Below are 25,995 nucleotides of genomic sequence, written 5' to 3' on the forward strand. Positions count from 1 at the left end.
TCGTTACGACTTCTCGCTACGCCACTCGTTACGACATGAGCGGCAGCAGTCCGCCGAGATCCGCCCGCTCCCCGCTCGCACTCACCTCGGCCGCCTCGACGGCGTCCTTCCAGGTCACCCGCCCGGTGGCGAGCCGGATCCAGGTCAGCGGGTCGGTCTCGACGACGTTGGGCGGGGTGCCACGGGTGTGCCGGGGCCCCTCCACACACTGCACGACGGCGTACGGCGGGACCCGCACCTCCGTGGAGCCGCCGGGGGCCTTGGCGGCGAGGGCGTCGGCGAGAAGGCGGGTGCAGGCGGCGAGGGCCTGACGGTCGTAGGGGATGTCCAGGCCGGGGACGGCGGCGTTCAGGTCGTCGGTGTGGACGACGAGTTCGACGGTGCGGGTGACCAGGTAGTCGGCGAGCGTCATGGCGCCGGTGCGGGCGGCCAGGACGCGGGTGTCGGGTGCGGTGGCGAGGGCTGTGGCCAGACGCTCCTCGGTGAGGGCGCAGAGGGCGTCGAGGTCGGGGTTCTCGGTGGCCAAGGCGCGCGTGCCGTCGTCGATGTCGGCGGCGCGTACGGCGGTCGCGAACGGCCAGTCCAGCAGCGTGAGCTCGGCCTTCACCGGCTCCTCCCGGTCGAGATTGCGGCTGACGGTCTCCACGGCCATGGTCAGATGCGCGGCCAACTCCCGTACGGTCCAGCCCTCCAGGCGGGTGGGGAGGGCGAGTTGCTCGGGGGTCAGGGTGCGTACGGCGTCCCGTACGTGCCCGAACTGGGTGAGCACCGCGGTGCGGATCTTGGCGGGGTCGTAGGTGCGGGCGCGCTTCTTGGCCGGGGGCATGGGGGCAGCCTAGGGCCTGTCCGGCGGATCAGGTCGCAGGAAAGCAGCGGTGCCAATAAGCGCAGGTGAGCGGGGTCTGGTGCGTGCAGCTGCAAGGCGGAGGAGGGAGTCGACGCGGAGCGATGGGGGTGCCCCCGCGCGAGGTTGTTCGAGCGTGGGGGAGAGTGACGACAACGCGGCAGATGGGCGCCCGCCGCGGAGCGGCTGGTGTCACTGCGACCCCGCGTCTGCGGCGTGATCCGCCGGACAGGCCCTAGGCGGGCTGTGATGTCGTCGCGGGGGCCTCGAACACCTCGCGGTTGCGGGGCACGCCGATGCCGCGCCAGGTGAAGGGGATGCCTCGGGCGGTGTCCGGGTCGGGGCCGTCCATCAGCTGGAAGTGGAGGTGGGGCTCGGTGGAGTTGCCGGAGTTGCCGCAGCGGGCGAGGGGCTGTCCGGCGGTCACTCGGTCGCCCTCGCGGATGGTGAGGGAGCCGTGCTGGAGGTGGGCGTAGAGCGCGTAGGTGCCGTTGCCGAGGTCGAGGACGACGTGGTTGCCGACGATCCGCTCGGCTCCGGACAGGTCGCGCACGGACGCCTCCAGGATCATCAGGTACAGCAGCGCGAGCAGCGACGTACGGCTCAGATGGTCGCGCTGCCGGTCGGTGGCCCGTACGACGGTGCCGTCGGCCACCGCGAGGAGCGGGGCGCCGAAGGCCGGGAAGGCGCTGTTGCGGCGGGCGAGCGGCCACAGCCAGCGGAAGCCCGGGCGGGTGCCCGGCTCGGGCTCGGCGACGATGTCGATGGCGTAGGTCTGGCCGTAGGCGTGCGTGCCATGGCTCGGAGTGCGGTCGGCCGGGCTGTTCTGCGCCGACCAGCGGCCGGTGACGGGCGGGGCGACCTCGACGGGTTCCCGGGCCACGCGGGGACTGTCCGGGGCGCCGCCCCACCTGTGGGCCACGGTGACGATCCCGTACGACAGGACGATCGGCAGGAAGTTCCACCACCACGGATAACCGAGGTCCAGCGAGAAGTGGGCGATCACCAGGCCCACGAAGGTCAGCTGCAGAACGCGGTAGGCGATCTTGGCGAGTTTGCGTCCGGACATCGTTCCCCCTTGTTCGTGTCTGTGTGTCAGGGCAGACCCACGGCCAAAGCCACCAACAGCGGCACCACCCGCCCCGCAGGCACCTCGTAACGGCCCCGTCCGGTCGTGTGCAGCCAGCCTCCGCCGGTCAGCTGGCGCAGGTGGTGGTAGATCTGGCCGGTCGTACCCACCTCATCCAGCTCGGCGAGTTCGGCCGCCGTGCGCCGGCCGCCGAGGATCTCCCGGAGCAGCCGCAGCCGCACCGGGTGGCCGAGCGCCGCGAACGACTCGGCGGCCCGCGTCCAGTCGTCGTTCAGCAGCTGCTCGGTCAGGGCGGTTTGCTGCCAGTCGTAGCGCTCCCCGGCCGGCAGCCGTACCGCGCCCGTGAACAGCACGCCTCCGCCCGCCACGCCCAGCCCGGCCAGCTGCTCCTTCAGCCCGTGCAGGGCCCAGAAGTCGCTCTCGTCCAGCTGCGGCGCGGTGCGCTGCGCGCTCTCCAGCGCCGCCAGCCTGCGCTCCAGGTCGGCGACGCGTTGTTCCAGTTCCACTCCGGCGATATTACGGAACTACGTAATTACGTGCAAGAGAAGAACGACGACACGACGAAGCCCCTGCCCGGCGGACCGGACAGGGGCTTCAAACGCTTCGAGCAGACCGACCTCAGGCGAGCAGCGCCGGGATCGTCCCCTCGTGCGCGGTGCGCAGCTCCTCCAGGGAGAGCTCGAACTCTCCCTGAACCTCGACCGTGTCACCGTCCACGACACCGATACGCGTCGCCGGCAGACCCCGCGCCCCGCACATGTCGTTGAAGCGGAGCTCCTCCGAGCGCGGTACGGCGACGACCGCGCGGCCCGCCGACTCCGAGAAGAGGAACGTGAAGGCGTCGAGCCCGTCCGGTACGACCAGACGCGCGCCCTTGCCGCCGAGCAGGGCGGATTCCACGACCGCCTGGATCAGACCGCCGTCGGACAGGTCGTGCGCGGAGTCGATCATGCCGTCGCGGGAGGCGGAGATCAGGATCTCGGCGAGCAGGCGCTCGCGCTCCAGGTCGACCTTCGGGGGCAGGCCGCCCAGGTGGTCGTGGATCACCTGCGACCAGGCCGAGCCGCCGAACTCCTCGCGCGTGTCACCGAGGAGGTAGAGCAGCTGGCCCTCCTCCTGGAAGGCAACCGGCGTGCGGCGGGCGACGTCGTCGATGACGCCGAGGACCGCCACGACCGGGGTCGGGTGGATGGCCACCTCGCCCGTCTGGTTGTACAGCGAGACGTTCCCGCCCGTGACCGGCGTGCCCAGCTGCTGGCAGGCGTCGGCGAGTCCGCGGATGGCCTCCGCGAACTGCCACATCACCGCCGGGTCCTCGGGCGAGCCGAAGTTCAGGCAGTCGGAGACGGCGAGCGGCTTGGCGCCGGTAGTCGCCACGTTCCGGTAGGCCTCGGCGAGCGCCAGCTGGGCGCCCGCGTACGGGTCCAGCTTCGCGTACCGGCCGTTGCCGTCGGTCGCGATGGCCACGCCGAGCCCGCTCGCCTCGTCGATGCGGATCATCCCGGAGTCCTCGGGCTGGGCGAGGACCGTGTTGCCCTGCACGAAGTGGTCGTACTGGGAGGTGATCCAGGACTTGGAAGCCTGGTTGGGGGAGCCGACCAGCTCCAGGACCTGGTCCTTCAGCTCGTCCGAGGTCGCGGGCCGCGGCAGCTTGTTCGCGTCGTCCGCCTGGAGCTCGTCCTGCCAGGACGGGCGGGCGTACGGGCGCTCGTAAGTCGGACCCTCGTGCGCGACCGTGCGCGGGTCGACGTCGACGATCTTGCCGCCGTGCCAGTAGATCTCCAGACGGTCGCCGTCGGTCACCTCACCGATGACGGTGGCGATGACGTCCCACTTGTCACAGATCTCCAGGAAGCGGTCGACCTTCTCCGGCTCGACGACCGCACACATCCTCTCCTGCGACTCGCTCATGAGGATTTCCTCGGGCGAGAGCGTGGAGTCGCGCAGCGGTACGTCGTCCAGCGTCACGCGCATGCCGCCGGAGCCGTTGGAGGCAAGCTCGCTGGTCGCGCAGGACAGGCCCGCCGCGCCCAGGTCCTGGATGCCGACGACCAGCTTCTCCTTGAAGGCCTCAAGGGTGCACTCGATGAGGAGCTTCTCCTGGAAGGGGTCGCCGACCTGGACGGCGGGGCGCTTGGAGGGCTTGGCGTCGTCGAAGGTCTCGGAGGCCAGGATCGACGCGCCGCCGATGCCGTCGCCGCCCGTGCGAGCCCCGTACAGGATGACCTTGTTGCCCGCGCCGGACGCCTTCGCGAGGTGGATGTCCTCGTGCCGCATCACGCCGATGGCACCGGCGTTGACCAGCGGGTTCCCCTGATAGCAGGCGTCGAAGACGACCTCGCCGCCGATGTTCGGCAGGCCCAGGCAGTTGCCGTAGCCGCCGATGCCGGCGACGACACCGGGGAGCACGCGCTTGGTGTCCGGGTGGTCGGCCGCGCCGAAGCGCAGGGGGTCGACGACGGCGACCGGCCTGGCGCCCATCGCGATGATGTCGCGCACGATGCCGCCGACGCCCGTGGCCGCGCCCTGGTAGGGCTCGACGTACGAGGGGTGGTTGTGCGACTCGACCTTGAAGGTGACGGCGTAACCCTGGCCGACGTCGACGACGCCCGCGTTCTCACCGATGCCCACGAGCAGGGCGTCGGACTGCGGGGCCTTCTCGCCGAACTGGCGCAGGTGCACCTTCGACGACTTGTACGAGCAGTGCTCGGACCACATGACGGAGTACATGGCGAGCTCGGCACCGGTGGGCCGGCGGCCGAGGATCTCGACCACGCGCTCGTACTCGTCCTTCTTCAGGCCGAGTTCGGCCCAGGGCAGCTCGACGTCGGGGGTCGCGGCCGCGTGCTCGACCGTGTCCAGAGGCGTCCGGCTCATGCGTTGACCAGCTTCTTGAGGATCGAGGTGAAGAAGGGGAGGCCGTCGGTGCGGCCGGTGCCGATGAGCGGCTCCACGGCGTGCTCCGGGTGCGGCATCAGGCCTACGACGTTGCCGGCCTCGTTGGTGATGCCCGCGATGTCGCGAAGGCTGCCGTTGGGGTTGAAGTCCAGGTAGCGGAAGGCGACCCGCCCCTCGGCCTCCAGCTTGTCCAGCGTGTACTCGTCGGCGACGTACCGGCCGTCCATGTTCTTCAGCGGGATGCTGATCTCCTGGCCGGCCGTGTAGTCGGTGGTCCAGGCCGTCTCCGCGTTCTCCACCCGCAGCTTCTGGTCGCGGCAGATGAAGTGGAGGTGGTCGTTGCCGAGCATCCCGCCCGGGAGGAGGTGGGCCTCGGTGAGGATCTGGAAGCCGTTGCAGATGCCGAGGACCGGCAGTCCGGCCTTCGCCTGCTCGAGGATGGGCTCCATCACCGGCGAGAAGCGCGCGATGGCACCGGCGCGCAGATAGTCGCCGTAGGAGAAACCTCCGCACAGCACCACGGCGTCGACCTGGTGGAGGTTCTTGTCCTTGTGCCACAGGGCGACCGGCTCGGCACCCGCGAGGCGGATCGCGCGCTGGGTGTCCCGGTCGTCCAGGCTGCCCGGGAAAGTGACGACGCCAATACGAGCGGTCACTGCACGGCCTCCGCGACTTCCTCGACCCGGACGGTGAAGTTCTCGATCACGGTGTTGGCGAGGAAGGATTCCGCGAGATCATGGATGCGGGCGAGCGTGGCGTCGTCGACCGGCCCGTCAACTTCCAGTTCGAATCGCTTTCCCTGACGTACGTCCGAGATGCCGTCGAAACCCAGCCGCGGCAGTGCGCGCTGCACCGCCTGGCCCTGGGGGTCGAGGATCTCCGGCTTGAGCATGACGTCGACTACGACGCGTGCCACTGGCACTCCCGGTGTTGTGGTGCTGAGCAGGTTCCTGCAGGTGTCTTCAGACTACCCGCACAGAATTTCTACGCGGGTAGAGTTGTAGGAATCTACGTGACCGCTGTCACGATCCGGTATCGGACGGGTGCCTTCACGAAAAGTTCAGGGAAAGATCCTGGATCAGGCCCGGCATCCCTATTGCGCTCGGACACGCTGACAGATTTAGTCGAGCTTCACATTGCAATGCCGGGCACTGTACAAATGAATTGTCAATAGCCGATACTTTGCCCATAAACAGGCGGACAGTCGACATCTCCCAGGCGTCCTGGCACGTCATCGCAGAGGTGTCGCACGAAGGGACCGATATTCGTGGCGCAGAAGGTCGTGGTCACTCTCTTTGACGACATCGACGGCTCGGAAGCGGCGGAAACGATCGCCTTCGGACTCGACGGCAAGTCGTACGAGATCGACCTGAACACAACCAATGCCAAGAAACTGCGTAAGGCCCTCGAGCCGTACGTGGAGGCCGGCCGCAAGCGGTCGAGGTCCGGCAAGGCCTACCGACAGACGGAGGTCGCCCCCGACCCGGCGGCCGTGCGGGCCTGGGCCCAGGCCAACAAGATGGATGTGCCGGCGCGCGGGCGGATCCCGAAGAAGGTCTACGAGGCGTTCGCCGCGGCGCAGTAACCGTGGACGACGGCTGCTCACCCGCCCCTCGGGCCAACCGACTTGCGCTGCACCCCTCCTGGTCAGCTAGAGTCTGGAGCACGCCGAGGGGCGGGGCCGGAAAAGCCCAGTCCACGGAGGCTTGCGGGTGTAGTTCAGTAGTAGAACATCCCCCTTCCAGGGGGAAGGCGCAGTGTGCAATTCCTGTCACCCGCTCTGCATCGCCGGTCCCGACCACTCTTGTGGATCAGGTAGGCTGGTGCTCGCGCCGATCGGTGAGAGCCGGTCGGAGGCAATGCGGACGTAGCTCAGTTGGTAGAGCGCAACCTTGCCAAGGTTGAGGTCGCGAGTTCGAGCCTCGTCGTCCGCTCTCTTTTCGAAGGCCCCAGTCTTATGGCTGGGGCCTTTGTCGTGTGTCGTGTGTCCTGACATGAGCGTCTGACATTTGTCATGCGGAGTGATGACAGCTCGCACTGCTGCCGGGCCCGGGACACCGGGACGCTGAAGGCATGGACACGAACGAACACGAACACGTGATTGAGGTCACTGACCTGCGGCGTGTGTACGGGGGCGGGTTCGAGGCGGTGCGCGGGATCAGCTTCCGCGTGGACCGCGGCGAGGTCTTCGCGCTGCTGGGCACCAACGGGGCGGGCAAGACGTCGACGGTCGAGCTGCTGGAGGGGCTGGCGCCGCCGGCCGGGGGCCGGGTGCGGGTGCTGGGGCATGACCCCTACGCCGAGCGGGCCGTCGTACGGCCTCGGACCGGGGTGATGTTGCAGGAGGGCGGCTTTCCGTCCGAGCTGACCGTCGCGGAGACCGCGCGGATGTGGGCGGGGTGCGTGAGCGGGGCGCGTCCGCCGCGGGAGGCTCTGTCGCTGGTCGGTCTCGAGGGGAAGGCCGGCGTACGGGTGAAGCAGTTGTCCGGGGGTGAGCGGCGGCGCCTGGACCTGGCGCTCGCGCTGCTCGGCAGGCCCGAGGTGCTGTTCCTGGACGAGCCGACGACCGGTCTGGACGCCGAAGGGCGCCGCGAGACCTGGGAGTTGGTGCGCTCGCTGCGCGACGGCGGGACGACCGTGCTGCTGACCACGCACTACCTGGAAGAGGCCGAGGACCTCGCCGACCGCCTCGCGATCCTCCACGAAGGCCGCATCGCGGCCGCCGGAACCCCGGCCGAGGTGACCACCGCGCAACCGTCCCGGATCTCCTTCGAGCTGCCCCACGGCTACTTCATGGGAGACCTGCCGCCGCTCGATGAGCTGGGCGTGTGCGGGCACGAGGTCGAGGGGAGCGTCGTACGGCTGCGGACGCGGGAGTTGCAACGCGCGGCCACCGGGCTGCTGGCGTGGGCCGAGCGGGCCGGGGTGGAGCTGCGGCGGCTGGATGTGCGGTCGGCCTCGCTGGAGGAGGCGTTTCTGGGGATCGCGCGGGAGGCGGCCGGCTCTGTCGAGGCTGCTGAGACTATTGAGGAGCATGTGGCATGAGCGAGGCTGTGAGCACTCCGGCGGGGCGCGTCGCGGCGCTCGCGCGGGCCGAGCTGACGCTGTTCGGGCGCAGCAAGGGCATGATCGTGTCGGCGATGTTCCTGCCGCTGGTGCTGCCCTTCAGCGCACGGGCTTTCGTCGAGGACATGGACCTGAAGGACTCCGGTTTCAGTGTCGGGCTGGTGCTGCTGTCCGGGGCCATCGGGTTCTCGCTGCTCTTCGCGGTGTACCTGGCGCTCATCGGCGTCCTCGTCGGGCGGCGCGAGGAACTCGTCCTCAAGCGGCTGCGCACCGGGGAACTGCGGGACACGGAGATCCTGGCCGGAGCGGCGCTGCCCGCCACCGCCACGAGTGTCCTGCAGTCCCTGCTCCTGGCGGCCGGCTGCACGGCCCTGCTGGACGTGCCGGCGCCGAAGGCGCCCCATCTCGCCGTTCTGGGGCTGCTGTTGGGGCTGGTGATCTGCGCGACCCTGGCCGCCGTCACCGCGAGCTTCACCCGGACCGTGGAGAGCGCCCAGGTCACCGGTATGCCGCTGATGTTGGTCACGATGGTCGGCTCCGGAATCGCCGTACCGCTGGAACTGCTGCCCGACCGGCTGGCCTCGGTGTGCGAACTGCTGCCGCTCAGCCCGGTGATCACGCTGATCCGCGGCGGCTGGACCGGAGACCTTTCCGCGTACGAGGCGGTGGGGCCCGTGATGACGGCGCTGGCCTGGGCCGCCCTGGGCGTGTTTGCTGTACGGCGGTGGTTCCGGTGGGAGCCGCGGCACTGACGCAGGTCGTACTGGGGGAGAGCGGGGAGATGCGCGGGCCGGGCAAGTGGTGGCGGGGGAAGAGCACGCCGGCGAAGGTGGAGACGTACACGCGGTCGTCGTTCCACTTCTTCGCGGTGATCGAGGTCGCGACGATCGGGCTCCAGGGCTTCGGCCGGGTCGAACCGTGGCTGGCGAGCTGGCTGTTGCTGATGGCGGGCACACACTCCGCGGCCTGCGCGGTGACCGCGTCGCGGGCGCTGGACTGGACGCGCGGTCGCCGTGCACAACCCGTCCGGTTGCTGTGGACGCTCGGTGTCCTCACCGCCGCGATCGCCGTCGCGGCCCTCGGGATCGCGGAGCACGGTCCGGACGGCGAGGGCGTCGACAGCCTGGCGGGCGGAACCTTCGGAGTCGTGCTGATCTTCGGCGCCGGGACCCTCGCGCTCGGCGTCCGCAACCGGCGGCGTGTGTACGCGATCGTCGGCGGCTTCGCGGCGGGCGCCGGATCCGTGGCGCTACCGCTGGGCGTCCCCGCTCCGGAGGCGCTGCTCACGGCGTGGGCGGTGCTGTGCGGCGCCGGCGTCCTCGCCTTCACGGCCGCCTTCTCGGTCTGGCTCCTCAACGCCGTCTACGAACTCGACGCGGCCCGCGAGACCCGCGCCCGGCTCGCCGTCGCCGAGGAACGGCTGCGGTTCGGGCGGGACCTGCACGACGTGATGGGGCGCAACCTCGCCGTGATCGCCTTGAAGAGCGAGCTGGCCGTGCAGTTGGCGCGACGCGGCCGGGCCGAGGCCGTGGAGCAGATGATCGAGGTGCAGCGGATCGCGCATGAGTCGCAGCGCGAGGTCCGGGATGTCGTACGGGGTTATCGGGAGGTCGACCTGGAGGTCGAACTCGTCGGCGCCCAGGGGGTGTTGACGGCCGCGGGCATCCGGTGCGAGCTGACCGGCGAGCCGGCCGGGCTGCCGGGCGAGGTGCAGTCGGCGCTCGGCTGGGTGGTGCGGGAGGCGACGACCAATGTGCTGCGCCACGGGGATGCCGGTCGGTGTGCGGTGAGCCTGCGGGTGATGGAGGGGCGCGTGGTGCTGACGGTGGAGAACGACGGGGTCGGTATCTCGTCCGGTGCGGGCTCCGGTGCGGGCTCTGGTGCGGGTTCCGGTACGAACTCCGGTACGGACGGTTCGGGGCTGGCCGGGCTGCGGGAGCGGCTCGCCGCCGTGGACGGGACGCTGGAGGCGGGGCCGGTCGGCGGAGGGCTGTTCCGGCTGGTCGCGGAGGTGCCGTTGAGCCCGGCCGAGATGCGCGAGGTCATGGCATGACCTCTCCGGTACGGCTGCTGCTCGCCGACGACGAGCATCTGATCCGGGGTGCGCTGGCCGCGCTGCTCTCCCTGGAGGACGACCTGGTGATCGTCGCCGAGGCGGCGACGGGACCCGAGGCGCTGGCGATGGCCCGTGCCCACGTCCCCGATGTCGCCGTACTCGATCTCCAGATGCCCGGCGCGGACGGTGTGAAGGTCGCCACATCCCTGCGCGCCGAGCTGCCGGGCTGCCAGGTGCTGATCGTGACCGGTCATGGGCGGCCCGGGCATCTGAAGCGGGCCCTGGAGGCGGGTGTGCGCGGATTCGTCCCCAAGACGGTCAGCGCCCAGCGGCTCGCGGAGATCATCCGCACGGTGCATGCCGGAAACCGTTACATCGACCCCGAGTTGGCCGCCGACGCCATCTCCGCCGGGGACTCGCCGCTGACCGCGCGGGAGGCGGAGGTGCTGGAGCTCGCCGCCGACGGGGCGCCCGTCGCGGAGATCGCCGAGCGGGCCGCGCTGTCGCAGGGGACCGTACGGAACTATCTGTCGTCGGCCGTGACCAAGCTGGGGGCGGAGAACCGGCACTCGGCCGTACGGCTCGCGCGCGAGCGAGGTTGGGTATAGTTGCTCTCGCGCCACGGTGCAACGCGGACGTAGCTCAGTTGGTAGAGCGCAACCTTGCCAAGGTTGAGGTCGCGAGTTCGAGCCTCGTCGTCCGCTCGGTTTTTATCGCTTCTTCGAAGGCCCCGGTCCAGTGGACCGGGGCCTTTTCGTGCCGCTGGCGGCCGCTAACTCCAGGTGGTGCCGGTGAGGCGTTCGTACGCCTCCACGTACTTCGCGCGGGTCGCCTCCACCACCCGCTCCGGCAGCGGCGGCGGGGGCTGCTCGCTCGCCCGGTCCCAGCCGGACTCCGGCGAGGTCAGCCAGTCGCGGACGAACTGCTTGTCGTACGACGGCTGCGCGCGGCCCGGCTGCCACTGGTCGGCCGGCCAGAAGCGGGAGGAGTCAGGGGTGAGGACCTCGTCGGCGATGACGAGGGTGTCGTTGTTCTCCAGACCGAACTCGAACTTCGTGTCCGCGAGGATGATTCCCCGGTCGCGGGCGATGTCCCGGCCGCGGGAGTAGACCGCGAGGGTCGCCTGGCGCAACTGGGCGGCGGTGTCGGCGCCGACCTGGCGGGCGACCTCCTCGTAGGAGACGTTCTCGTCGTGCTCGCCGACCTCGGCCTTGGTGGCCGGGGTGAAGATCGGGGCGGGGAGTTCCGAGCCGTCGACGAGGCCTTCGGGGAGGGCGAGGCCGCAGACGGTACGGGTCTCTTTGTACTCGACCAGGCCCGAGCCGGTGAGGTAGCCGCGGGCCACGCACTCGACCGGGACCATCTGGAGCGACTTGCAGACCAGGGCGCGGCCTGCCCAGTCGGCGGGTGCGCCGGCGGGCAGCTCGGTGCCCAGGACGTGGTTGGGCACCAGGTCGGCGAGCTGGTCGAACCACCACAGGGAGAGCTGGGTGAGGATGCGGCCCTTGTCGGGGATCTCGGTCGGCAGCACCCAGTCGAAGGCGGAGATGCGGTCGCTGGCGACCATCACGAGGTCGCCCGCCTCGTTCTGGTACAGCTCGCGCACCTTGCCGGTGTGGAGGTGCACCAGGCCCGGAACCTGGATCGGCTCGGGCTTTTCTACGAATCCGGACACGGTTCCTCCCCGTGGTTGAAGAAAAAGGGGCGCCCGTAGGGCCCGAATAGGGTGGTGGTGGGCGACGGGTGGGCCCAAGTGGAATCGATTCTCCCGTATGACGGGGATCAGCTTGGTCCGGGGTGTGTGGAGCTGGACTCAGTCACGTTTGCAGATGCGGTCCAGGAGGTTCGCGGTGGCGCGCTGGATGCGGGGGTCCACGTGGCCCGGGCGGTCCAGTGCGGGGGACCACGCGAACGTTCCGGACGCGAAGACCAGGGCGCCTGAGGGGGCGCGGTAGAGCGAGGTCTCCTGGTGGCGGACGGCTCCCTCGCGGTCGGTGTAGGGGGAGTGCGCGAGCAGGATGCGGTTCTCGTGCTCGGGGAGCGGGGCGCGCGGGAAGTAGCGGTCTGCCTCGCCCGCGACCAGGCCGGCGATCTCGTCGCCCTCGTGCGCGCCGGTCGCCTCCCAGAGCCAGTGGTCGGCGTTGCGGACGACTAAGGGGTGGGGTTCGGGGACGTGGCCCGCGTACTGGATGCCGATCAGTTGCTGCTCGGGGCGGTCGATCTCACGCCAGAGCACGGGTTTGCCCGGGCCCCTGCGTTTGCGGCAGGTGAGCAGGCGGTCGGGGACGCCGGAGGGGGACGGGCCCAGCTCCACCTGCCAGTACAGAGTGTTGGCGGCGAGGAAGACCAGGGACGTGCCGTGGTCGCGGGCGCGTTCCACGGTGTGGCGCATGTTCGTCGACCAGTACTCGTCGTGGCCGGGGAAGACCAGGCCGCGGTAGCGGGTGGGGTCGATGTGACCGGCGTGCAGGTCGCGAGCGTCGGCGTAGGCGAGGTCGTAGCCGTAGCGCTCGGCCCAGCGGATGAAGTCGTACGCGTGGCCGACGTGCAGGGGGAGGCCGGCGCCCGCGTACGGGCGGTCGAAGGAGACCGTCGTCGCGGCGTCGGACTCGCCGAGCAGGCGGCCGTCGGCGTCCCAGGCGTGGTAGAAGCTGGCGCCGGTGCGGCCGTCCTCGGGGTAGAGGTTGTAGGCCTGCCAGGTGATGTCGGGCAGGAGGAGGAGCAGGTCCGCGGGGTGGTCGTCGCGGACGGTGAAGGGGATGTGGGAGCGGTAGCCGTCTGCGGTGGTGAGGACGGCGACGTACGCCCCGATGCTCCAGTAGCTCGGGATCTGCAGGCGCCAGGACAGCCACCAGTGGTGGCAGGAGACCGTGCGGTCGGCGGTGAGCGGCGGGGGTTGCACGATGCCGGACAGGCGAGGGCTGGAGGTGATCTTGGCGGCGCCGTCACCGCTGTAATGGCCGATGCGGTAGACGTCGACGCCGAATTCCTGGGGCGGGTCCACGGTGATGTGGAAGTCGACGGCCTCGCCGGGGGCGACCGCGCCGGTGGAGGTGAAGCCCTTGATCTGACGGTGGACGTCGTCGGCGGAGCGGGGGCCTTCGCCGGAGCGGGGGGCGGGGACGCGAGGGTTCCTCACCGTGGGCCGCTGTGCCGGGTCGACGTACCAGTCGACGTACCAGGGGACGATCTGGCCGGTGTCGTCGAAGTGCGTCGGGTTGCCGCGGAGCCAGGGGACGGGGCCCTGGCCGAAGGGGTCCGTCACGGCGTGTGCGAGTGCCCCCGACTCCCAGCGGCGGATCTGCTCCGACCCCATGGTCGCTCCCCTCCCTGCCCCCGTGTGATGTGCGTGTCTGGCGTGTGTTGTGCGGGCCGTGTGACTGTCGTATGTCGCAAGCCCTTGCCATGTGTGTGTTCGGTCCCAGCACATCACATTACGCACGCAGGCTGTCACTATTCGTTGCGAATTTGCCGGAAGTGGAAGTCGGTGCTCCGTTCTGGGCCTGCGCGGCGCTGGGCTGGGCGTCAGACGAGGCGTACCGGCTTCTCGGGGCGTATGCCCGACTCGATCAGCCAGGTCCGCAAGGGGGCGGGGTCGCCGTCCTCGACCAGGCTGAGGACGCGGGGGGTCAGGTCGGCCGCCCGTTCGCCGTTGACCATGAGGGACGGGCCGTCGAGCCAGTCCAGGCCCGGGGTCGCACCGGCGGTGTCCATCGCCGCGCAGCACACCATCGCGGTGACATGGTCGGCGAGCAGTTCGCGGCCGGTACGAGGAGGTTGCAGGGGGAAGAGGGGGAGCGTGCCGTCGTCCCAGAGGGCGGTGTCGGGGCTGCCCTGGCCGGGGGCGGGCGAGCCGGCCGGGGGTGTGTTCCCGGGTGCCGTGGCCTCCTCGCGGGCGAGTTCGGCGGTGAGGCGGGCGGCCAGGGTGGCGGTGCGTTCGTTGGGGGCGGGGGGGTCGTCGGTCGGGGGGTGGGGGGCTTTGTCGGTGGGGGGATCGGGGCGGGGGTCGGGGCCGGTGTCGGGGCGGTGGTCTGCGTGGAGGGCGGGGCGGCGGTCTGCGTGGGGGTCGGGGCTGGCGTCGGCGTGGTGATGGGCGTGGTCGCCGGTGTGGCCGAGGCGTTCGGGGGTTTGGGGGGCGTCTGTGTGGTCATCGGGGCGTTCACCGGACAGGGCCTCATCGCCGTGACCCTCGACGCACACGCCGGAGGGAAGGTCGTCGCTGTGGACCTCGGGGCGTTCACCGGACAGGGCCTCATCGCCGTGACCGTCGACGCACACGCCGGACGGGCCCTCATCGCGTCCGTCGGTCTCGTGCGGCAGGGAGTTGCCCGTGGCCGGGTCCGACGCGGTGTCCCTGCGGGGCGGGGGCGTCGGGTTGGTCAGGTGGTCCATGACTCGGGCCAGGGTCGGGCCGTCGGGGTCCGGTGATGTGGGGTCCGGGGCGCGGCGTACGCCCAGGGCGTCCAGGACGCGGTGGAGGCGGGCCGCGTCGGTGCGCCATTTGCGGTCGACGACCTCGTCCGGGTACTCCTGCCAGTCCACCGGGGACCAGTCCGGGCCGGGCTCGGCCGGGCCGCCGTGGAACAGCCGGGCGGCGAGCAGCGAGGCCGCCTCGTCCACCGTGCCGGGCTCTTCGAGCAGGTCGCAGGCGGGACGCTCGCCGAGGCGGGAGGCGAAGCCCTCCGCGAGCCGGTCGCGGCGGGACAGCTCGGTCAGGGCCGCGACGACGCCGGCGTCCAGCCGGGAGGGCCAGCGGCCCATGCGCCAGGCGGGCAGCGCGACACGGGTCAGCAGCCGGTCCCAGCCGGCGTACGCGAGACCCACCTGTTCCTGGGCGACGATCCTGAGCCCGTAATCCACAGCCTGTGCACGCTCGGCGGCTGCGGCGGCGACCCCTCGCTCCATCTCGGCGGCATGGCCGCGGCAGCTGCGCAGCAGCAGGCGGGCGACCCAGCCGACGCCCGCGAGCACAGCACGGGTCGCGGGGTTGCGGCCGGGGGCCGAGGTCACGGCCACCGCCGCGTCCAGGCCCCGTACGAAACGGCGGGCCGCCGCTATGTCGGGGTGCGCCGAAGGTCCCGTACCGGCGATGACCGGGGCGAGGACCGCGCGCAGTTCGCCGACGCGCATCCACCACAGGAACGGGGAGCCGATGACGAGGACGGGCGCGGCCGCCGTACGCCTGTGGGGGCCGCGGACGCCCGCTATCTCATCGTCGTCCTCGCGTGGGGGCGGGCCGTGGGCCGGGTGGGTGCGGTCCTCCAGCCAGCTGTCGCAGTCCGGAGTGAGCGCTATGGCGGAAGGGGCGGGGACGTCGAGGCGGTCGGCGAGGTCGCGGACCATCCGGTACAGGTCGGGGGCCGACTCCTCGCTGATCGGGACCGTCGGGCTGACGGCGGGGCGGGCGCGGGCCACGACCAGGGCGATGCCGCCGGCCGCGAGCAGGGCGAGAAGGGCGAGCACGCTCATGGTCCAGCGGGCGGTGTCCCAGCCCGGGCCCGGGAGGTGGCCGGTGGAGCCGCCGGCGAGCAGCACGACGGCGGCGGCAGCGGGCAGCAGCGCGACGGCCAGGGCCCGGCTGCGGGTACGCAGCACGGCGAGTGCACGGTGGCGCGCGGCCTGTGCGCCCGCCTCCACACCCATACCGCTCATGGTCCGACCTCACCCCCTCCCTGCCGTCCTGTCCGTCCGGCTTCCCCGGTCGGCTCTGCTGGCGTTGCTCACTCCCCCACTGTGGCACCGACCACTGACATCGCAATGTCGGTGGGCCAAGTGCCGGACCGCGTACCGGACCGCTTGCGCCGCACCCTAGTTGGGGCCCGGGGCCCCGTCAGCCGGATAGGGCAGCGGTCACTCGATGGAATGGCTTTGGGGAAAGGTGGATGACGTAAGCAAGGATCAGGCCCCGAATCCTGAGACGGAAACGGGGCCTGCGGGGTTTATCGACGCCGGGAGTTTCCTCCCGTCGTCCACCAGGATCCTCAGCCGAACGGGACGGCGAACGGATGGCGACCGGAACTACGCCTGCGCCGCCTGCGCCGCGATATCCGTACGGTGCTGGGAACCGTCGAGGCGGATGCGGCCGACGGCCCGGTACGCGCGGTCGCGGGCCTCGGCGAGGTCCTTGCCGGTCGCCGTGACGGACAGGACGCGGCCACCCGCGCTGACGACGGCGTCGCCCTCGCGCTTGGTGCCGGCGTGCAGGACGTACGCGTGCGGGGTGTCCTGGGTGGCCACCTCGTCGAGGCCCGTGATCGGGTCGCCGGTGCGCGGGGTGCCGGGGTAGTTGTGCGAGGCGACGACCACGGTGACCGCCGCCTCGTCGCTCCAGCGCAGGGGCTCGAGGTCGGCGAGGTTGCTGGTGGCGGCGGCCAGCAGAACACCGGCCAGCGGGGTCTTCAACCGGGCGAGCACGACCTGGGTCTCGGGGTCGCCGAAGCGGGCGTTGAACTCGATGACCCGTACGCCGCGGGAGGTGATCGCGAGACCGGCGTAGAGCAGGCCGGAGAAGGGGGTGCCGCGGCGGCGCATCTCGTCGACGGTCGGCTGCAGGACGGTCTCCATGACCTCGTCCACCAGCTTCGGGTCGGCCCAGGGCAGCGGGGAGTACGCGCCCATGCCGCCGGTGTTCGGGCCCTCGTCGCCGTCCAGCGCCCGCTTGAAGTCCTGGGCAGGCTGGAGGGGCACGACGGTCTCGCCGTCGGTGATGGCGAAGAGGGAGACCTCGGGGCCGTCGAGGAACTCCTCGATGACCACGCGCTCACAGGCGGCCGCGTGCGCCTTGGCGGCCTCCAGGTCGGCGGTGACGACGACACCCTTTCCGGCGGCGAGCCCGTCGTCCTTGACGACGTACGGAGGGCCGAAGGCGCCGAGGGCCTCGACGGCCTCTTCCGGCGTCGTGCAGACGTACGACCGCGCGGTGGGCACCTCGGCCGCCGCCATGACGTCCTTGGCGAAGGCCTTCGAGCCCTCCAGCCGCGCGGCCTCCTGGGAGGGGCCGAAGACCGGGATGCCGGCCTCTCGTACGGCGTCGGCGACCCCTGCGACGAGCGGGGCCTCCGGGCCTACGACCACCAGGTCGACGCCGAGTTCGGCGGCCAGCGCGGACACGGCCGAGCCGTCGAGGGCGTCGACCGCGTGCAGCTCGGCGACCTCGGCGATGCCGGCGTTGCCGGGTGCGCAGTGCAGCGCGGTGACGTCGGGGTCGAGGGACATGGAGTGGCACAGGGCGTGTTCGCGGGCGCCGCTGCCGATGACGAGGACCTTCACGGGGTCAGCCTAACCGGGTTTTTGTGCGGGGTTCCGAAGGGGTGGGCGGCTGGGCTCTGTAGGTTCCTCCAAGGGGTTAGGGGTCATTGCACTATGAGCGCCCGATCAGGTCGCGTGGTCTGGTGCCGTGCATCGCAAGGCGCCGGAGCGCCCTCGATGGGGGTCCCCCCGCGCGAGGTTGTTCGAGCGTGGGGGAGGAGCCACGTGGGCGTTTCGGCAACGCGGCGAGGTGCGGTGCCAGGCCGCGCGACCCGGGCGGGCATAGTGCAAGGACCCCTAAGGGCCGGCCCCGCGACTACTCGTTCGAGAACTCCTCCACCACCGTCGCTCCCAGCTCCCGCACGATGAGCTCATGGCCGGAGAGGGCCGACTCGTCGAGGTCGGGATCGTCGTCCTCCGGGATGTCGTCCTCGGGGGCGACCGGGTGTGGTTCCGGGGTGGAGGACGGCTGGGGGGTGGAGGTGGCCCGAGCGGGGGCGGGGGCCGGTGCTGACGTGGAGGACGTGGAGGACGTGGATGGCGTGGACGCGGCGGGGGTGGGCTGGGGAGACGCCGGGCGCTGGGGCGTCGTACCACCGCCGCCACCGCCGTAACCGCCACCGGCTCCACCGCCGTAACCGGCACCGGAGCCACCACCTGAGTAGCCGCCGCCCGCGCCCTGACCTGCGCCGCCGCCACCGCCGTAGCCGCCGTTGGAACCGAGGGAGCCGCCGGTCGCGGGGGGTGCCGAGCCGCCCGACGGGTCGACGATCGCCTCGATCTTCCACTGCACGTTGAACTGCTCGGCCAGCGCCTGCCGCAGCACGTCCTCGCTGCCGCTGCTCGCGAAGTTGTCACGCGCTCCGGCGTTGACGAAGCCGAGCTGGAGGGTCGTGCCGTCGAAGCCGGCCACCTGCGCGTTCTGGCTGAGCAGGATCCAGGTGAACCGGCGGCGATTCTTGACTGCCTCCAGGATGTTCGGCCAGAGCATGCGGGGGTCGAGGCCGCCGGTCGGGGCGCCTACCGGAGCGGTGGGAGGCGGGGTGGGGGTGGAGGCCGATGGGGCTGACGGGGCTGGAGTGGATGCTGTGGGCGATGTGGGGGCGGGCGCGTTAGAGGTGGACGCCGTTTGTCCGCTGCCGGCGGGAGCCGCGGTGGGCCAGCCACCGGGTCGCCGACCGCCGCCACCTGCGGGTGTGGCGGTGGGCCAGGCACCGGGGGCCGGGGATGCGGGGGTAGGGGCGGGCGAGTGCTGAGGCTGTGGTTGGGCTTGGGGCTGCTGAGATGATTGCGGCTGTTGAGGTTGCTGGGACTGCTGGACCTGCTGAGGGCGATCGGTACCCGAAGGCCCACCACCAGGACCCCCAGACGCCCCGGCCCCGGCAACCGCCGGGGCTCCCTGCCCCGAGGGCGGCGCGGCAGCACCCGCCGCCGCCCCCGCCCCTGAGACGCTTCCGGCGCCCGGCGCCCCGGAACCCCGTACCGCCGCCCGAGCCGCAGCGGCACCGCCACCGGGCGGAACCGGCGCGGCGGCCGCGGCCGCTCCCCCATGCGCGTCGAGCCCCGGCACGTACCCCACCGCGGGCAAGCCGGCCCCCGCGGAGAAGTTCACGCCACGCTCCAGCCGGTCCAGCCGGGCCATCACGGAACGCTCGTCTCCATAGGCCGCCGGCAGCATCACGCGCGCGCAGATGAGTTCCAGCTGAAGGCGCGGCGAGTTGGCGCCCCGCATCTCCGTCAGTCCCTCGTTGACAAGGTCGGCGGCGCGGCTCAGCTCGGCGGCGCCGAAGGTGCCCGCCTGGGCCTGCATCCGCTCGATGACGTCGGCGGGGGCGTCGATGAGCCCCTTCTCCGCCGCGTCCGGCACGGCGGCGAGGATCACCAGGTCCCGCAGCCGCTCCAGCAGATCGGCGACGAACCGTCGCGGATCGTTGCCACCCTCGATGACGCGGTCCACGACCTCGAAGGCGGCGGCGCCGTCACCGGTGGCGAAGGCCTCGACCACGGAGTCGAGGAGCGATCCGTCGGTGTACCCGAGCAGCGAGGTGGCCATCGCATACGTCACACCGTCGGCACCGGCCCCGGCGAGCAACTGGTCCATGACGGACATCGAGTCACGCACGGAGCCGCCCCCGGCGCGCACGACGAGCGGCAGAACCCCGTCCTCGACGGGGATGTTCTCCCGCCCGCACACCTCGGCGAGGTACTCACGAAGCGTCCCCGGAGGCACGAGCCGGAACGGATAGTGATGCGTCCGCGACCGAATGGTCCCGATGACCTTCTCGGGCTCGGTGGTGGCGAAGATGAACTTGAGGTGCTCGGGCGGCTCCTCGACGACCTTGAGCAGGGCGTTGAAGCCGGCCGACGTGACCATGTGGGCCTCGTCGATGATGTAGATCTTGTACCGGCTGCCGGCGGGCCCGAAGAAGGCCTTCTCCCTGAGATCGCGGGCATCGTCCACACCACCGTGGGAGGCGGCGTCGATCTCGATGACGTCGATGGATCCCGGCCCGTTCCGCGCCAGATCACGGCACGACTGGCACTCACCGCACGGCGTCGGCGTCGGCCCCTGCTCGCAGTTCAGACACCGCGCCAGGATCCGCGCACTGGTCGTCTTCCCGCAGCCGCGCGGACCACTGAACAGGTACGCGTGATTGACCCGGTTGTTCCGCAGCGCCTGCTGCAGCGGGTCGGTCACATGCTCCTGCCCGATGACCTCGGCGAAGGTCTCCGGGCGATAGCGGCGGTACAGCGCGAGAGATGACACGCATACGAGGTTATAGGCGCCCACTGACATCGGGCCCGCCCACGGGAGCTCCGCCGGGAACATCCGCGGGGAACAGACGGGGAACGCCCCGGCAACGCAAGCGCCCCCCACGCACCCGCCAGAGCCAACCTACCCTTGCTGCCTTCCGGCCCTGGGGGAGTTCAGTCAGATAGCGCCGCGTGAGGGGCTCCACAGAGAGTACCCGATGTCAGCGGCAGGGAACGAGTTCGCGAGCACTCCTCTCGGTCATGTAATGTTTCCGGCGGAGGATTCGCCTAGAGGCCTAGGGCGCACGCTTGGAAAGCGTGTTGGGGGCAACCCCTCACGAGTTCGAATCTCGTATCCTCCGCAGCCGCCTGAACAGGCGAAACGAGGGGCCCCACCGATCATCGGTGGGGCCCCTCGTTGTTGTCCTCAGCCGTCGTTGTCCTGGTTTTTGTCCACAGGGGGCGTTTCCGGGGGTCCCCAGATGGCATCGGCGATCTTCCGGGCCACGTCCTTAAGCATGGCGTCCGGCACATGGAGGTACCGCGCGCGCATGCTCGCGGAGGTGCCCGGTTCCCACCCCATGATCTGATCGATGACGCGGTCCGGGACTCCGAGCAGCATGAGCACGGTGGCGGCCGTGTGCCGGGCGTCGTGCAGCCGGCCATCCCGAACCCCTGCGTCTTCCAGTAGCCGCTTCCAGTCGTGATAGTCCGTGTTCGGGCTCAGCGGGCCACCCAGCGGCTTGGTGAACACGTAGTCCGACTCGACCCACAGGTCGCCGGCCGCCTTGCGCTCCCGTTCTTGAGTCTCGGCATGGACCCGGAGCATGGCCACCAGCGGACCGGGGAGGGGCACGGCACGGCGGCCGGCCCGGGATTTGGTGTTCTTGGTCTCGCGCCGGATCTGCACCTTGTCCGGGCAGTATCCCGCTTTCGCCCGGCCGCACGGCGAGGCTTCCGGGCACCCGTGCTTGTACCTGGGACGCAGACGGTTCCGCCGCAGCTTCAAGTACTCGTTGACGAGGTCGACGTCAGACCAGCGCAGTCCGAGCGTCTCGCCCTGCCGTAGTCCGAGCGCCAGCGCCAGCATCCAGCGCGCGCTGTTCCGCCGCTTGTTGGCTTCCAGCAACAGGCACTGAACCTCTTCCACGGAGTAGGGCTCAACCTCGGATTCGTCCTCTTCCATCCGTGGCGGCTTCGCCAACGCGGCGGCGTTCTTCGCGGCGTAGCCGCGCCGTACCGCCTCTCCCAGCGCGGTTCGCGCGGTGCGGTGCGCCTGGTGAGCCGTACCGGCCTTGCGTTCGCCGTTCGCCTGCATGCGGCGGTACAGGCTTTCCAGGTGTTCGGGCTGCAAGCGGTCAAGGCGGTGCTTGCCGACACCAGGAACGAGGTGCACGCGAACGGCGACCTCGTAGCCGTCGTACGTGTTCTCGCTGACGGTCGGCTTGGCGATGTTCTCAACCCAGTGCTGAAGCCACTTCTCAACCGTCCACGCCTTGCCCGGCTGTTGTGCCGAACCCGCGTCGCGCTGCTTCTCCAGCTTCTTGACTTCTTCAACCAAGTCATCGCGCGTCTTGCGCGTCAAGTGTCGGCGGTACGGCTCTCCGTTGTCCTTGTAGCCCATCGGCACCCGGGCATGCCAACGGCCGTCCGCCCCGAAGTAGATCGCCGATTCGCCGTTGGCGCGGCGGGTGCCCTTCTTCTTCTCTGCCACAGGCAGGCTCCTGTTCCTTTCGTGTCGGGATGGGGACCGGGGCGGCGGGCTGTCCTGTCCGGGAGTGCCGCCGCCCCGGGCGTCGTCAAGCGGCGCGTTGGGCTGCGCGGAGACGGGCGACGTACGCGGCCGGGGCGTCGGCGGGGACGCGGCGGAGACGGCCGACGGGTACGGACTCCAGTTCTCCGGAGCGGATGAGTGCGTAGCACGTGGTCCGGCCGATCCGCAGTCGCCGGGCGGCCTCTTCGACCTTGAGGAGAACCAGGGTCGGGTCTTCGGTCGGGGTCAGGGGAAGGGTGGTGGGTTCGTCCACGGCTCACTCCTGTGAGGCTGAGTTCAGGGGCAAGTGCCGCCGCACAAACCGCAATATCCGCAGAAACCCAGGGGAAGGCTGTTGACCTGCGGTGATGCGATGCGCGGGTGGTGGCGGGCGGCGCTCCGCAGAAACCCGCGATATTCCGCAAAAATCAGGGGCGGCCGACGGCCCGTCCCCCATGGGTTGGGCGGCTCTCGGTTTATTGCGGAATATCGCGGGATTGTGCGACGGGCCCCCATTCGGGGTCGGCGTCGGGGCCCTTCGCAGGTCAGCGGGGCTGTCCGGGGTTTTCTGCGATTTAGCGGTTTGTGCGAGGGGGTTGTGGGCGCGGCGGGGCTCACCGTCCGATGTGGCGCAGGGAGGGGTGGGCCTTTAGGCGGGGTGCCGGGGGGCGTCCACGCTTGCCGGTGCGCTCCGGCTGGTACGACCGCAGGTATCCGTGGTCTTCCAGCAACGCGAGGGCCGGTTCCAGGTCGGCGACAGTGGGGACCTCGCTGCGGGACAGGACGCTGAAGACGTCCCGTCGGCTGACGTCCTCCCATCCGTTGTCCCTCAGCGCTTCCAGGACGCTGCGGGCGCGGGACAGGACCGGGTCGGCGCCCATGACGTCGAACACGGCGAGGGCATGGGCGGTGTAGTACTCCCCCAGCTCGATGGCCGCGCGCATGGTGTCCCCTGTGACGGGGTGGGCGTAGCCGTTGCCGCCGTGGTCGGCGAGGTGCAGCAGCGCGGCCATGCGGGCGGTCGCCCCGGCGAGCTTTCCGGCCCAATTGGAGATGTGGCCCAGCTTGCCGCCGCGCGCCTTGAGCTGCGGTTCGATGCGCTTCTGATAGGCGATCAGGGCCGCGTCCGCTTCCGGGGTGAGTTGGATGACGGCCGGGTCGGTCCACTCCGCCAGGGACAGGGCGAGGTCGATGACCCGGGCGGTGTAGGCGGCGGCCGTCTCTTCCGGTACCGGGTCGGTGATGATCTCGCGGTCACCGACCGTGGACACCGGCAGGGAGTACAGGAACCGGGCCAGCAGTCCGCGCCCCTCGAACCCCTTCACCTTCCCGATGTCCCGCAACACGTCCGGCTGAACGGCCAGACCGATGGTCAGCGCGGGCGCGTCGATGTACTCGCGGCGGGTCTGCCGGTTGACCCTCAGCCGGTCCCCGGCATGCCCCTTGAGGAAGACTTCCATGTTGGGGGCGCCGGAGTAGCGACCGGCGATGATGTCGAAGATGCCGCCCTCGGCGCTCATCACCGACAGCCGGCCGCCCTGTTCCGCCATGAGCGAGGTGACCGTCTCGGGTGTCGAGTCGTCCGCCAACAGGACCGGTTCGGCGGGGACGGTGAGCGTGTCGGCCGTCTGCGCGAGGCCCACAGCGGTCGCCACCATCTCATCGCGCTTGTCGCCGTCGGCGGACGCGGCCTTGGCGGCGGCCTTGTCCGCCGCTTCCTTGGCCAACCTCGCCGTCAACTCCGCTTCCACGATCACGGGCTTCATCGCGGTCTTGAGCTGCCTCTCCGCCTCATACAGGGGATTGGTCAGCAGCGCGAAGACGGCGGACTTGCGGTTCGCGGGCGGGAGCGCCACCACGGTGTAGAGGTTGGTGGGCTCACGCCAGTTCCCGCGTACGTGGACCACCGACCGGCCGCCGGCCGCCGTGGCGAGCACGGCGAGGGCGATCGATCCGGCGAGGTCCACCGGGGTCTGCGTCTCTTCCGCGACGGCCGCCACGAACTCCCCCAACCAGGCAGGGAGGACGTGGGCGGGGAATGGCGGACGCTCACGGCGGCCGGTGAGGGGAATGGGGTCCTCCCACACGTCCGGTGCCGCGTCGTCCTCGCCGGGCGGTTCTTCCAGGGTGGGCAGTCCGTCCCACAGGTCGGGGCTGTCCACAGGCTGTGGAGTCATGAGGCCGCCCTCCCTTCGGCGGCGGTGTGCGGGCAGACGCCGACGCGGACGCGGGCAGTCAACCTGATGACGGCCGCACGGCCCCGGGCGCGTTCGTGATGCCCGCAGGCACAGAGCCAGTCCGCGACCGGTACGCCCTCGCACTGGATCTGAAGCCCCGGGGTGATGCCGGTGACGGTGACCGTCTGCGGGTCAGAACCAACGGCAGAAAGGACGCCCTTACGGGCGGCGACCTTCGGTTCGCCCACGGTCGGCCGTGGCGGGCCCTGTACGGCGCCCTGAGGGCCGTTCGTGGGGGTTCGGGATGCTTTGGTCATGCCGCACGCTCCACAGCCGTCTCAAGGCCGTTGGCGACCGCGCGGCGGGCGTAGGTCTCCGGGACGCCCACGGAGACGGCGGCGGTCACGATCTCCTCGCCGATCGCCGCGAGTCCGCACGGTCCCGGGCACTCTGTGTGCTGTGCGGCGAGGAAGCGGGCGACGCCGAACGCCTGTGATCCGGCGCCGGATTCGGTGCGGGCCCGTACGAGGGCGAGGCCGCGTTCGAGGCCGGTGCGGACGTAGCGCTCGGTGTGGCGGCACCCGGTGGCCACCGACCGGTCCCACGTGGCGCGCGCCGGAAGGGAAGAGGCCACCTCCTCGGCGGCGGGGGTGGTGTCTTCCCTCACCACCAGGGCGCGCACGGCGGCCGGGAGGACGGCCATGCGGCCGGTGCCGGGTGCGAGCCAACGGGCGTACTGCATCAGAGACTTGATGTCGATGCCCGGCCGGACTGCGTTCGAGGACGGCATGGCGCCCCGGTAGAGCCAGTGTTCGCCCCGCGTCGTCGGCACGGTGCGGGTAGCGGGCAGGGTCTCGCGGGCCCACGCCACGGCCGACGCGTTGTCGAGGTCGACCACGGTGAGCCCCGCCCCGCCGGGGTGGTAGGCGACCGCCACCGCCTCACGCCACACCGGCGCCCACACTGGCGAGGTGAGAACGTGCGGGTCGGTGGTCGCGGCGGCCCATGCGTGGCACGGCGCGGGGCACCGGCAGGGGCCCGCGGCTTTCATGTTGGGCCGTCCTCCGCACGCGTTCCCCTTGCACGTGCGGCAGTTGCCGAACGGGACCTTTCCCGCTCGCAGAGGCAGGACCGGGACACCGGCCGCCGCGAGGTGCAGCGCGGTGCGCAGTGGGGTCCCGTCCGGGTGACTCCCGTCGACGGGGCGCCGGACCTTGCAGTCAGGTGTCATGCTGTAGGTCTCCTGTTCTGCTACGTCGGGATCGGAGACCGTGGGCGGCGGGCTGTCCTTGTCCGGGAGTGCCGCCGCCCACGGGCAGAGCTAGAAGGGCGGTTCGTTGCTGTAGCCGCCGGGCCCCCACGGGTCACGGCCGCTGTCACGGCGACGCAGCCACCGGGGGCGGCGCGGTAGGGGAAGTAGGAACCACCGGCGGGTCTCGTTCCAGCAGCCGCAGGGCTCCCAGTCGGTACCGGCGTACTCGCCGGTGTCGTAGTCGCCGTAGTCGTACTCGAACCCGCCCTCGCCGTCGCAGTCGCGGCAGTCAGGGCGGGGGGTGTCGGTCAGGATCAGGGACCGGCGAGGCCAGTGGGCGACCTGAATGCGCAGTCGGGTCACGGGCGTTGATCTCCTCAGCCGTTGAAGTGGTTGCGCTTGAAGACGGCCTTGCGGATGTTGAAGACGTTGCCGCCCTGGTGACCGTGCGGCTTGAAGATCTGCACGGCCACGAATCCGCCGAAGCAGACGGCAGCGAGCGTGATGAGCTGAGTGATCAGCGCCGTGAGGGCGGTGATGAACGTGGTCAGCAGAAGCAGTCCGCCGCACACGGCGAGGAACCCGACGCCCCCGAGGGCGACGTTCACCGCCGCGCGGGAGACGGCCGGCTTGGCGACGACCTGTTCGGGCTTGGCGGGCTCAATGGCGTAGCCGGTGACGACGCGGCCGTCCGGGAGGACGACGCTCGCCACGGCCGGGATGGTCCCCGGCTGCACGGGCACGAGCGGGGCGGTGTGGGCGGGGACGATCGGGGTGGGGGTGTGGACTTCCACGGCCGCCGTCTCGTATCCGGCCGGACGGCCGTACGCGGTGGGTTCGGTCACGGTGCTGGTCTC

The 25,995-nt window shown here is 70.9% G+C and carries 23 protein-coding genes, 4 tRNA genes and 1 other RNA gene; 9 read left to right on the forward strand and 19 right to left on the reverse strand.

All coding sequences use genetic code 11. From position 1 onward, the window contains the following. Positions 1 to 28 precede the first annotated feature (28 nt). The 6 genes from CLM62_RS06785 to purS all read right to left on the reverse strand — a co-directional run bounded on the left by CLM62_RS06785 (position 29) and on the right by purS (position 5,748). The gene (locus tag CLM62_RS06785; protein WP_095748937.1) at positions 29 to 826 is read right to left on the reverse strand and encodes a maleylpyruvate isomerase family mycothiol-dependent enzyme; all 798 of its coding nucleotides are present in this window, start codon (positions 824 to 826) and stop codon (positions 29 to 31) included. A gap of 253 nt (positions 827 to 1,079) precedes the next feature. Further along, on the reverse strand, positions 1,080 to 1,913 hold the full coding sequence (locus tag CLM62_RS06790) for a M23 family metallopeptidase (RefSeq protein WP_095748938.1): 834 nt from the start codon (positions 1,911 to 1,913) through the stop codon (positions 1,080 to 1,082). Positions 1,914 to 1,939: 26 nt separating this feature from the next. Next, on the reverse strand, positions 1,940 to 2,440 hold the full coding sequence (locus CLM62_RS06795) for a helix-turn-helix transcriptional regulator (RefSeq protein WP_095748939.1): 501 nt from the start codon (positions 2,438 to 2,440) through the stop codon (positions 1,940 to 1,942). Between the two features lie 112 nt (positions 2,441 to 2,552). Continuing rightward, the gene (gene purL / locus CLM62_RS06800) at positions 2,553 to 4,811 is read right to left on the reverse strand and encodes a phosphoribosylformylglycinamidine synthase subunit PurL (protein ID WP_095748940.1); all 2,259 of its coding nucleotides are present in this window, start codon (positions 4,809 to 4,811) and stop codon (positions 2,553 to 2,555) included. Then, positions 4,808 to 5,488, reverse strand: a complete 681-nt coding sequence (purQ, locus tag CLM62_RS06805) for a phosphoribosylformylglycinamidine synthase subunit PurQ (RefSeq protein WP_095748941.1) — start codon at positions 5,486 to 5,488, stop codon at positions 4,808 to 4,810. The genes purL and purQ overlap by 4 nt, the downstream gene beginning before the upstream one ends. Then, positions 5,485 to 5,748 (reverse strand): phosphoribosylformylglycinamidine synthase subunit PurS, encoded by a 264-nt coding sequence (purS, locus tag CLM62_RS06810; RefSeq protein ID WP_095748942.1) that lies wholly within the window; start codon positions 5,746 to 5,748, stop codon positions 5,485 to 5,487. The genes purQ and purS overlap by 4 nt, the downstream gene beginning before the upstream one ends. 351 nt (positions 5,749 to 6,099) lie before the next feature. Between purS and CLM62_RS06815 the strand changes: the two genes are divergently transcribed. From CLM62_RS06815 to CLM62_RS06850, 8 genes are all read left to right on the forward strand, one after another. After that, positions 6,100 to 6,417 (forward strand): Lsr2 family protein, encoded by a 318-nt coding sequence (locus CLM62_RS06815; protein ID WP_095748943.1) that lies wholly within the window; start codon positions 6,100 to 6,102, stop codon positions 6,415 to 6,417. A gap of 123 nt (positions 6,418 to 6,540) precedes the next feature. After that, positions 6,541 to 6,612 (forward strand) — tRNA-Gly (locus CLM62_RS06820). 81 nt (positions 6,613 to 6,693) lie between these two features. After that, positions 6,694 to 6,766, forward strand: a tRNA-Gly gene (locus tag CLM62_RS06825). Between the two features lie 139 nt (positions 6,767 to 6,905). After that, a complete protein-coding gene (locus CLM62_RS06830) occupies positions 6,906 to 7,877 on the forward strand; it encodes an ABC transporter ATP-binding protein (RefSeq protein WP_095748944.1) in 972 nt (323 codons plus the stop codon). Continuing rightward, the gene (locus tag CLM62_RS06835) at positions 7,874 to 8,650 is read left to right on the forward strand and encodes an ABC transporter permease (protein ID WP_095748945.1); all 777 of its coding nucleotides are present in this window, start codon (positions 7,874 to 7,876) and stop codon (positions 8,648 to 8,650) included. Before CLM62_RS06830 ends, CLM62_RS06835 begins: the two co-directional genes overlap by 4 nt. 29 nt (positions 8,651 to 8,679) lie before the next feature. Then, a complete protein-coding gene (locus CLM62_RS06840; RefSeq protein ID WP_095749037.1) occupies positions 8,680 to 9,951 on the forward strand; it encodes a sensor histidine kinase in 1,272 nt (423 codons plus the stop codon). Then, positions 9,948 to 10,562: a response regulator transcription factor gene (locus CLM62_RS06845; protein ID WP_095748946.1), complete on the forward strand. Its 615-nt coding sequence runs from the start codon at positions 9,948 to 9,950 to the stop codon at positions 10,560 to 10,562. The genes CLM62_RS06840 and CLM62_RS06845 overlap by 4 nt, the downstream gene beginning before the upstream one ends. A 23-nt stretch (positions 10,563 to 10,585) precedes the next feature. After that, positions 10,586 to 10,658, forward strand: a tRNA-Gly gene (locus CLM62_RS06850). A 68-nt stretch (positions 10,659 to 10,726) separates the two neighbouring features. Here the strand turns inward: CLM62_RS06850 and CLM62_RS06855 are convergent. The 6 genes from CLM62_RS06855 to ffs all read right to left on the reverse strand — a co-directional run bounded on the left by CLM62_RS06855 (position 10,727) and on the right by ffs (position 20,161). After that, complete coding sequence (locus tag CLM62_RS06855) at positions 10,727 to 11,629, reverse strand: phosphoribosylaminoimidazolesuccinocarboxamide synthase (RefSeq protein ID WP_095748947.1); 903 nt, start codon at positions 11,627 to 11,629, stop codon at positions 10,727 to 10,729. A gap of 138 nt (positions 11,630 to 11,767) precedes the next feature. Further along, a complete protein-coding gene (locus CLM62_RS06860) occupies positions 11,768 to 13,270 on the reverse strand; it encodes a N,N-dimethylformamidase beta subunit family domain-containing protein (RefSeq protein ID WP_095748948.1) in 1,503 nt (500 codons plus the stop codon). 209 nt (positions 13,271 to 13,479) lie between these two features. Further along, positions 13,480 to 15,606, reverse strand: a complete 2,127-nt coding sequence (locus tag CLM62_RS06865) for a hypothetical protein (RefSeq protein ID WP_095748949.1) — start codon at positions 15,604 to 15,606, stop codon at positions 13,480 to 13,482. Positions 15,607 to 15,972: 366 nt separating this feature from the next. Continuing rightward, complete coding sequence (gene purD, locus CLM62_RS06870) at positions 15,973 to 17,223, reverse strand: phosphoribosylamine--glycine ligase (RefSeq protein WP_095748950.1); 1,251 nt, start codon at positions 17,221 to 17,223, stop codon at positions 15,973 to 15,975. A 295-nt stretch (positions 17,224 to 17,518) separates the two neighbouring features. Next, complete coding sequence (locus CLM62_RS06875; RefSeq protein WP_095748951.1) at positions 17,519 to 19,969, reverse strand: DNA polymerase III subunit gamma and tau; 2,451 nt, start codon at positions 19,967 to 19,969, stop codon at positions 17,519 to 17,521. Between the two features lie 93 nt (positions 19,970 to 20,062). After that, an RNA gene (gene ffs / locus CLM62_RS06880) (signal recognition particle sRNA small type) lies at positions 20,063 to 20,161 on the reverse strand. 72 nt (positions 20,162 to 20,233) lie between these two features. Between ffs and CLM62_RS06885 the strand changes: the two genes are divergently transcribed. Beyond that, positions 20,234 to 20,318 (forward strand) — tRNA-Ser (locus CLM62_RS06885). A gap of 65 nt (positions 20,319 to 20,383) precedes the next feature. On the opposite strand, the gene CLM62_RS06890 is transcribed toward CLM62_RS06885, so the two are convergent. From CLM62_RS06890 to CLM62_RS06920, 7 genes are all read right to left on the reverse strand, one after another. Then, positions 20,384 to 21,670 (reverse strand): site-specific integrase, encoded by a 1,287-nt coding sequence (locus CLM62_RS06890; RefSeq protein WP_095748952.1) that lies wholly within the window; start codon positions 21,668 to 21,670, stop codon positions 20,384 to 20,386. 85 nt (positions 21,671 to 21,755) lie between these two features. Beyond that, entirely contained in the window at positions 21,756 to 21,983 is a 228-nt protein-coding gene (locus CLM62_RS06895; protein WP_095748953.1) for a helix-turn-helix domain-containing protein, read from the reverse strand. 340 nt (positions 21,984 to 22,323) lie between these two features. After that, complete coding sequence (locus tag CLM62_RS06900; protein WP_095748954.1) at positions 22,324 to 23,871, reverse strand: YfjI family protein; 1,548 nt, start codon at positions 23,869 to 23,871, stop codon at positions 22,324 to 22,326. A gap of 11 nt (positions 23,872 to 23,882) precedes the next feature. After that, positions 23,883 to 24,203 carry a hypothetical protein gene (locus CLM62_RS06905; RefSeq protein ID WP_257003696.1) on the reverse strand — a complete coding sequence of 107 codons (321 nt, stop codon included), beginning with the start codon at positions 24,201 to 24,203 and terminating at the stop codon, positions 23,883 to 23,885. Beyond that, positions 24,200 to 25,117, reverse strand: a complete 918-nt coding sequence (locus CLM62_RS06910; RefSeq protein WP_095748955.1) for a bifunctional DNA primase/polymerase — start codon at positions 25,115 to 25,117, stop codon at positions 24,200 to 24,202. Before CLM62_RS06910 ends, CLM62_RS06905 begins: the two co-directional genes overlap by 4 nt. Before the next feature lie 90 nt (positions 25,118 to 25,207). Continuing rightward, positions 25,208 to 25,501 carry a hypothetical protein gene (locus CLM62_RS06915; protein ID WP_095748956.1) on the reverse strand — a complete coding sequence of 98 codons (294 nt, stop codon included), beginning with the start codon at positions 25,499 to 25,501 and terminating at the stop codon, positions 25,208 to 25,210. A 14-nt stretch (positions 25,502 to 25,515) separates the two neighbouring features. Continuing rightward, positions 25,516 to 25,983: a hypothetical protein gene (locus CLM62_RS06920; RefSeq protein ID WP_095748957.1), complete on the reverse strand. Its 468-nt coding sequence runs from the start codon at positions 25,981 to 25,983 to the stop codon at positions 25,516 to 25,518. Positions 25,984 to 25,995 lie beyond the last annotated feature (12 nt).

The sequence above is a fragment of the Streptomyces sp. SA15 genome, assembly GCF_002291145.1.
Lineage (GTDB): Bacteria > Actinomycetota > Actinomycetes > Streptomycetales > Streptomycetaceae > Streptomyces.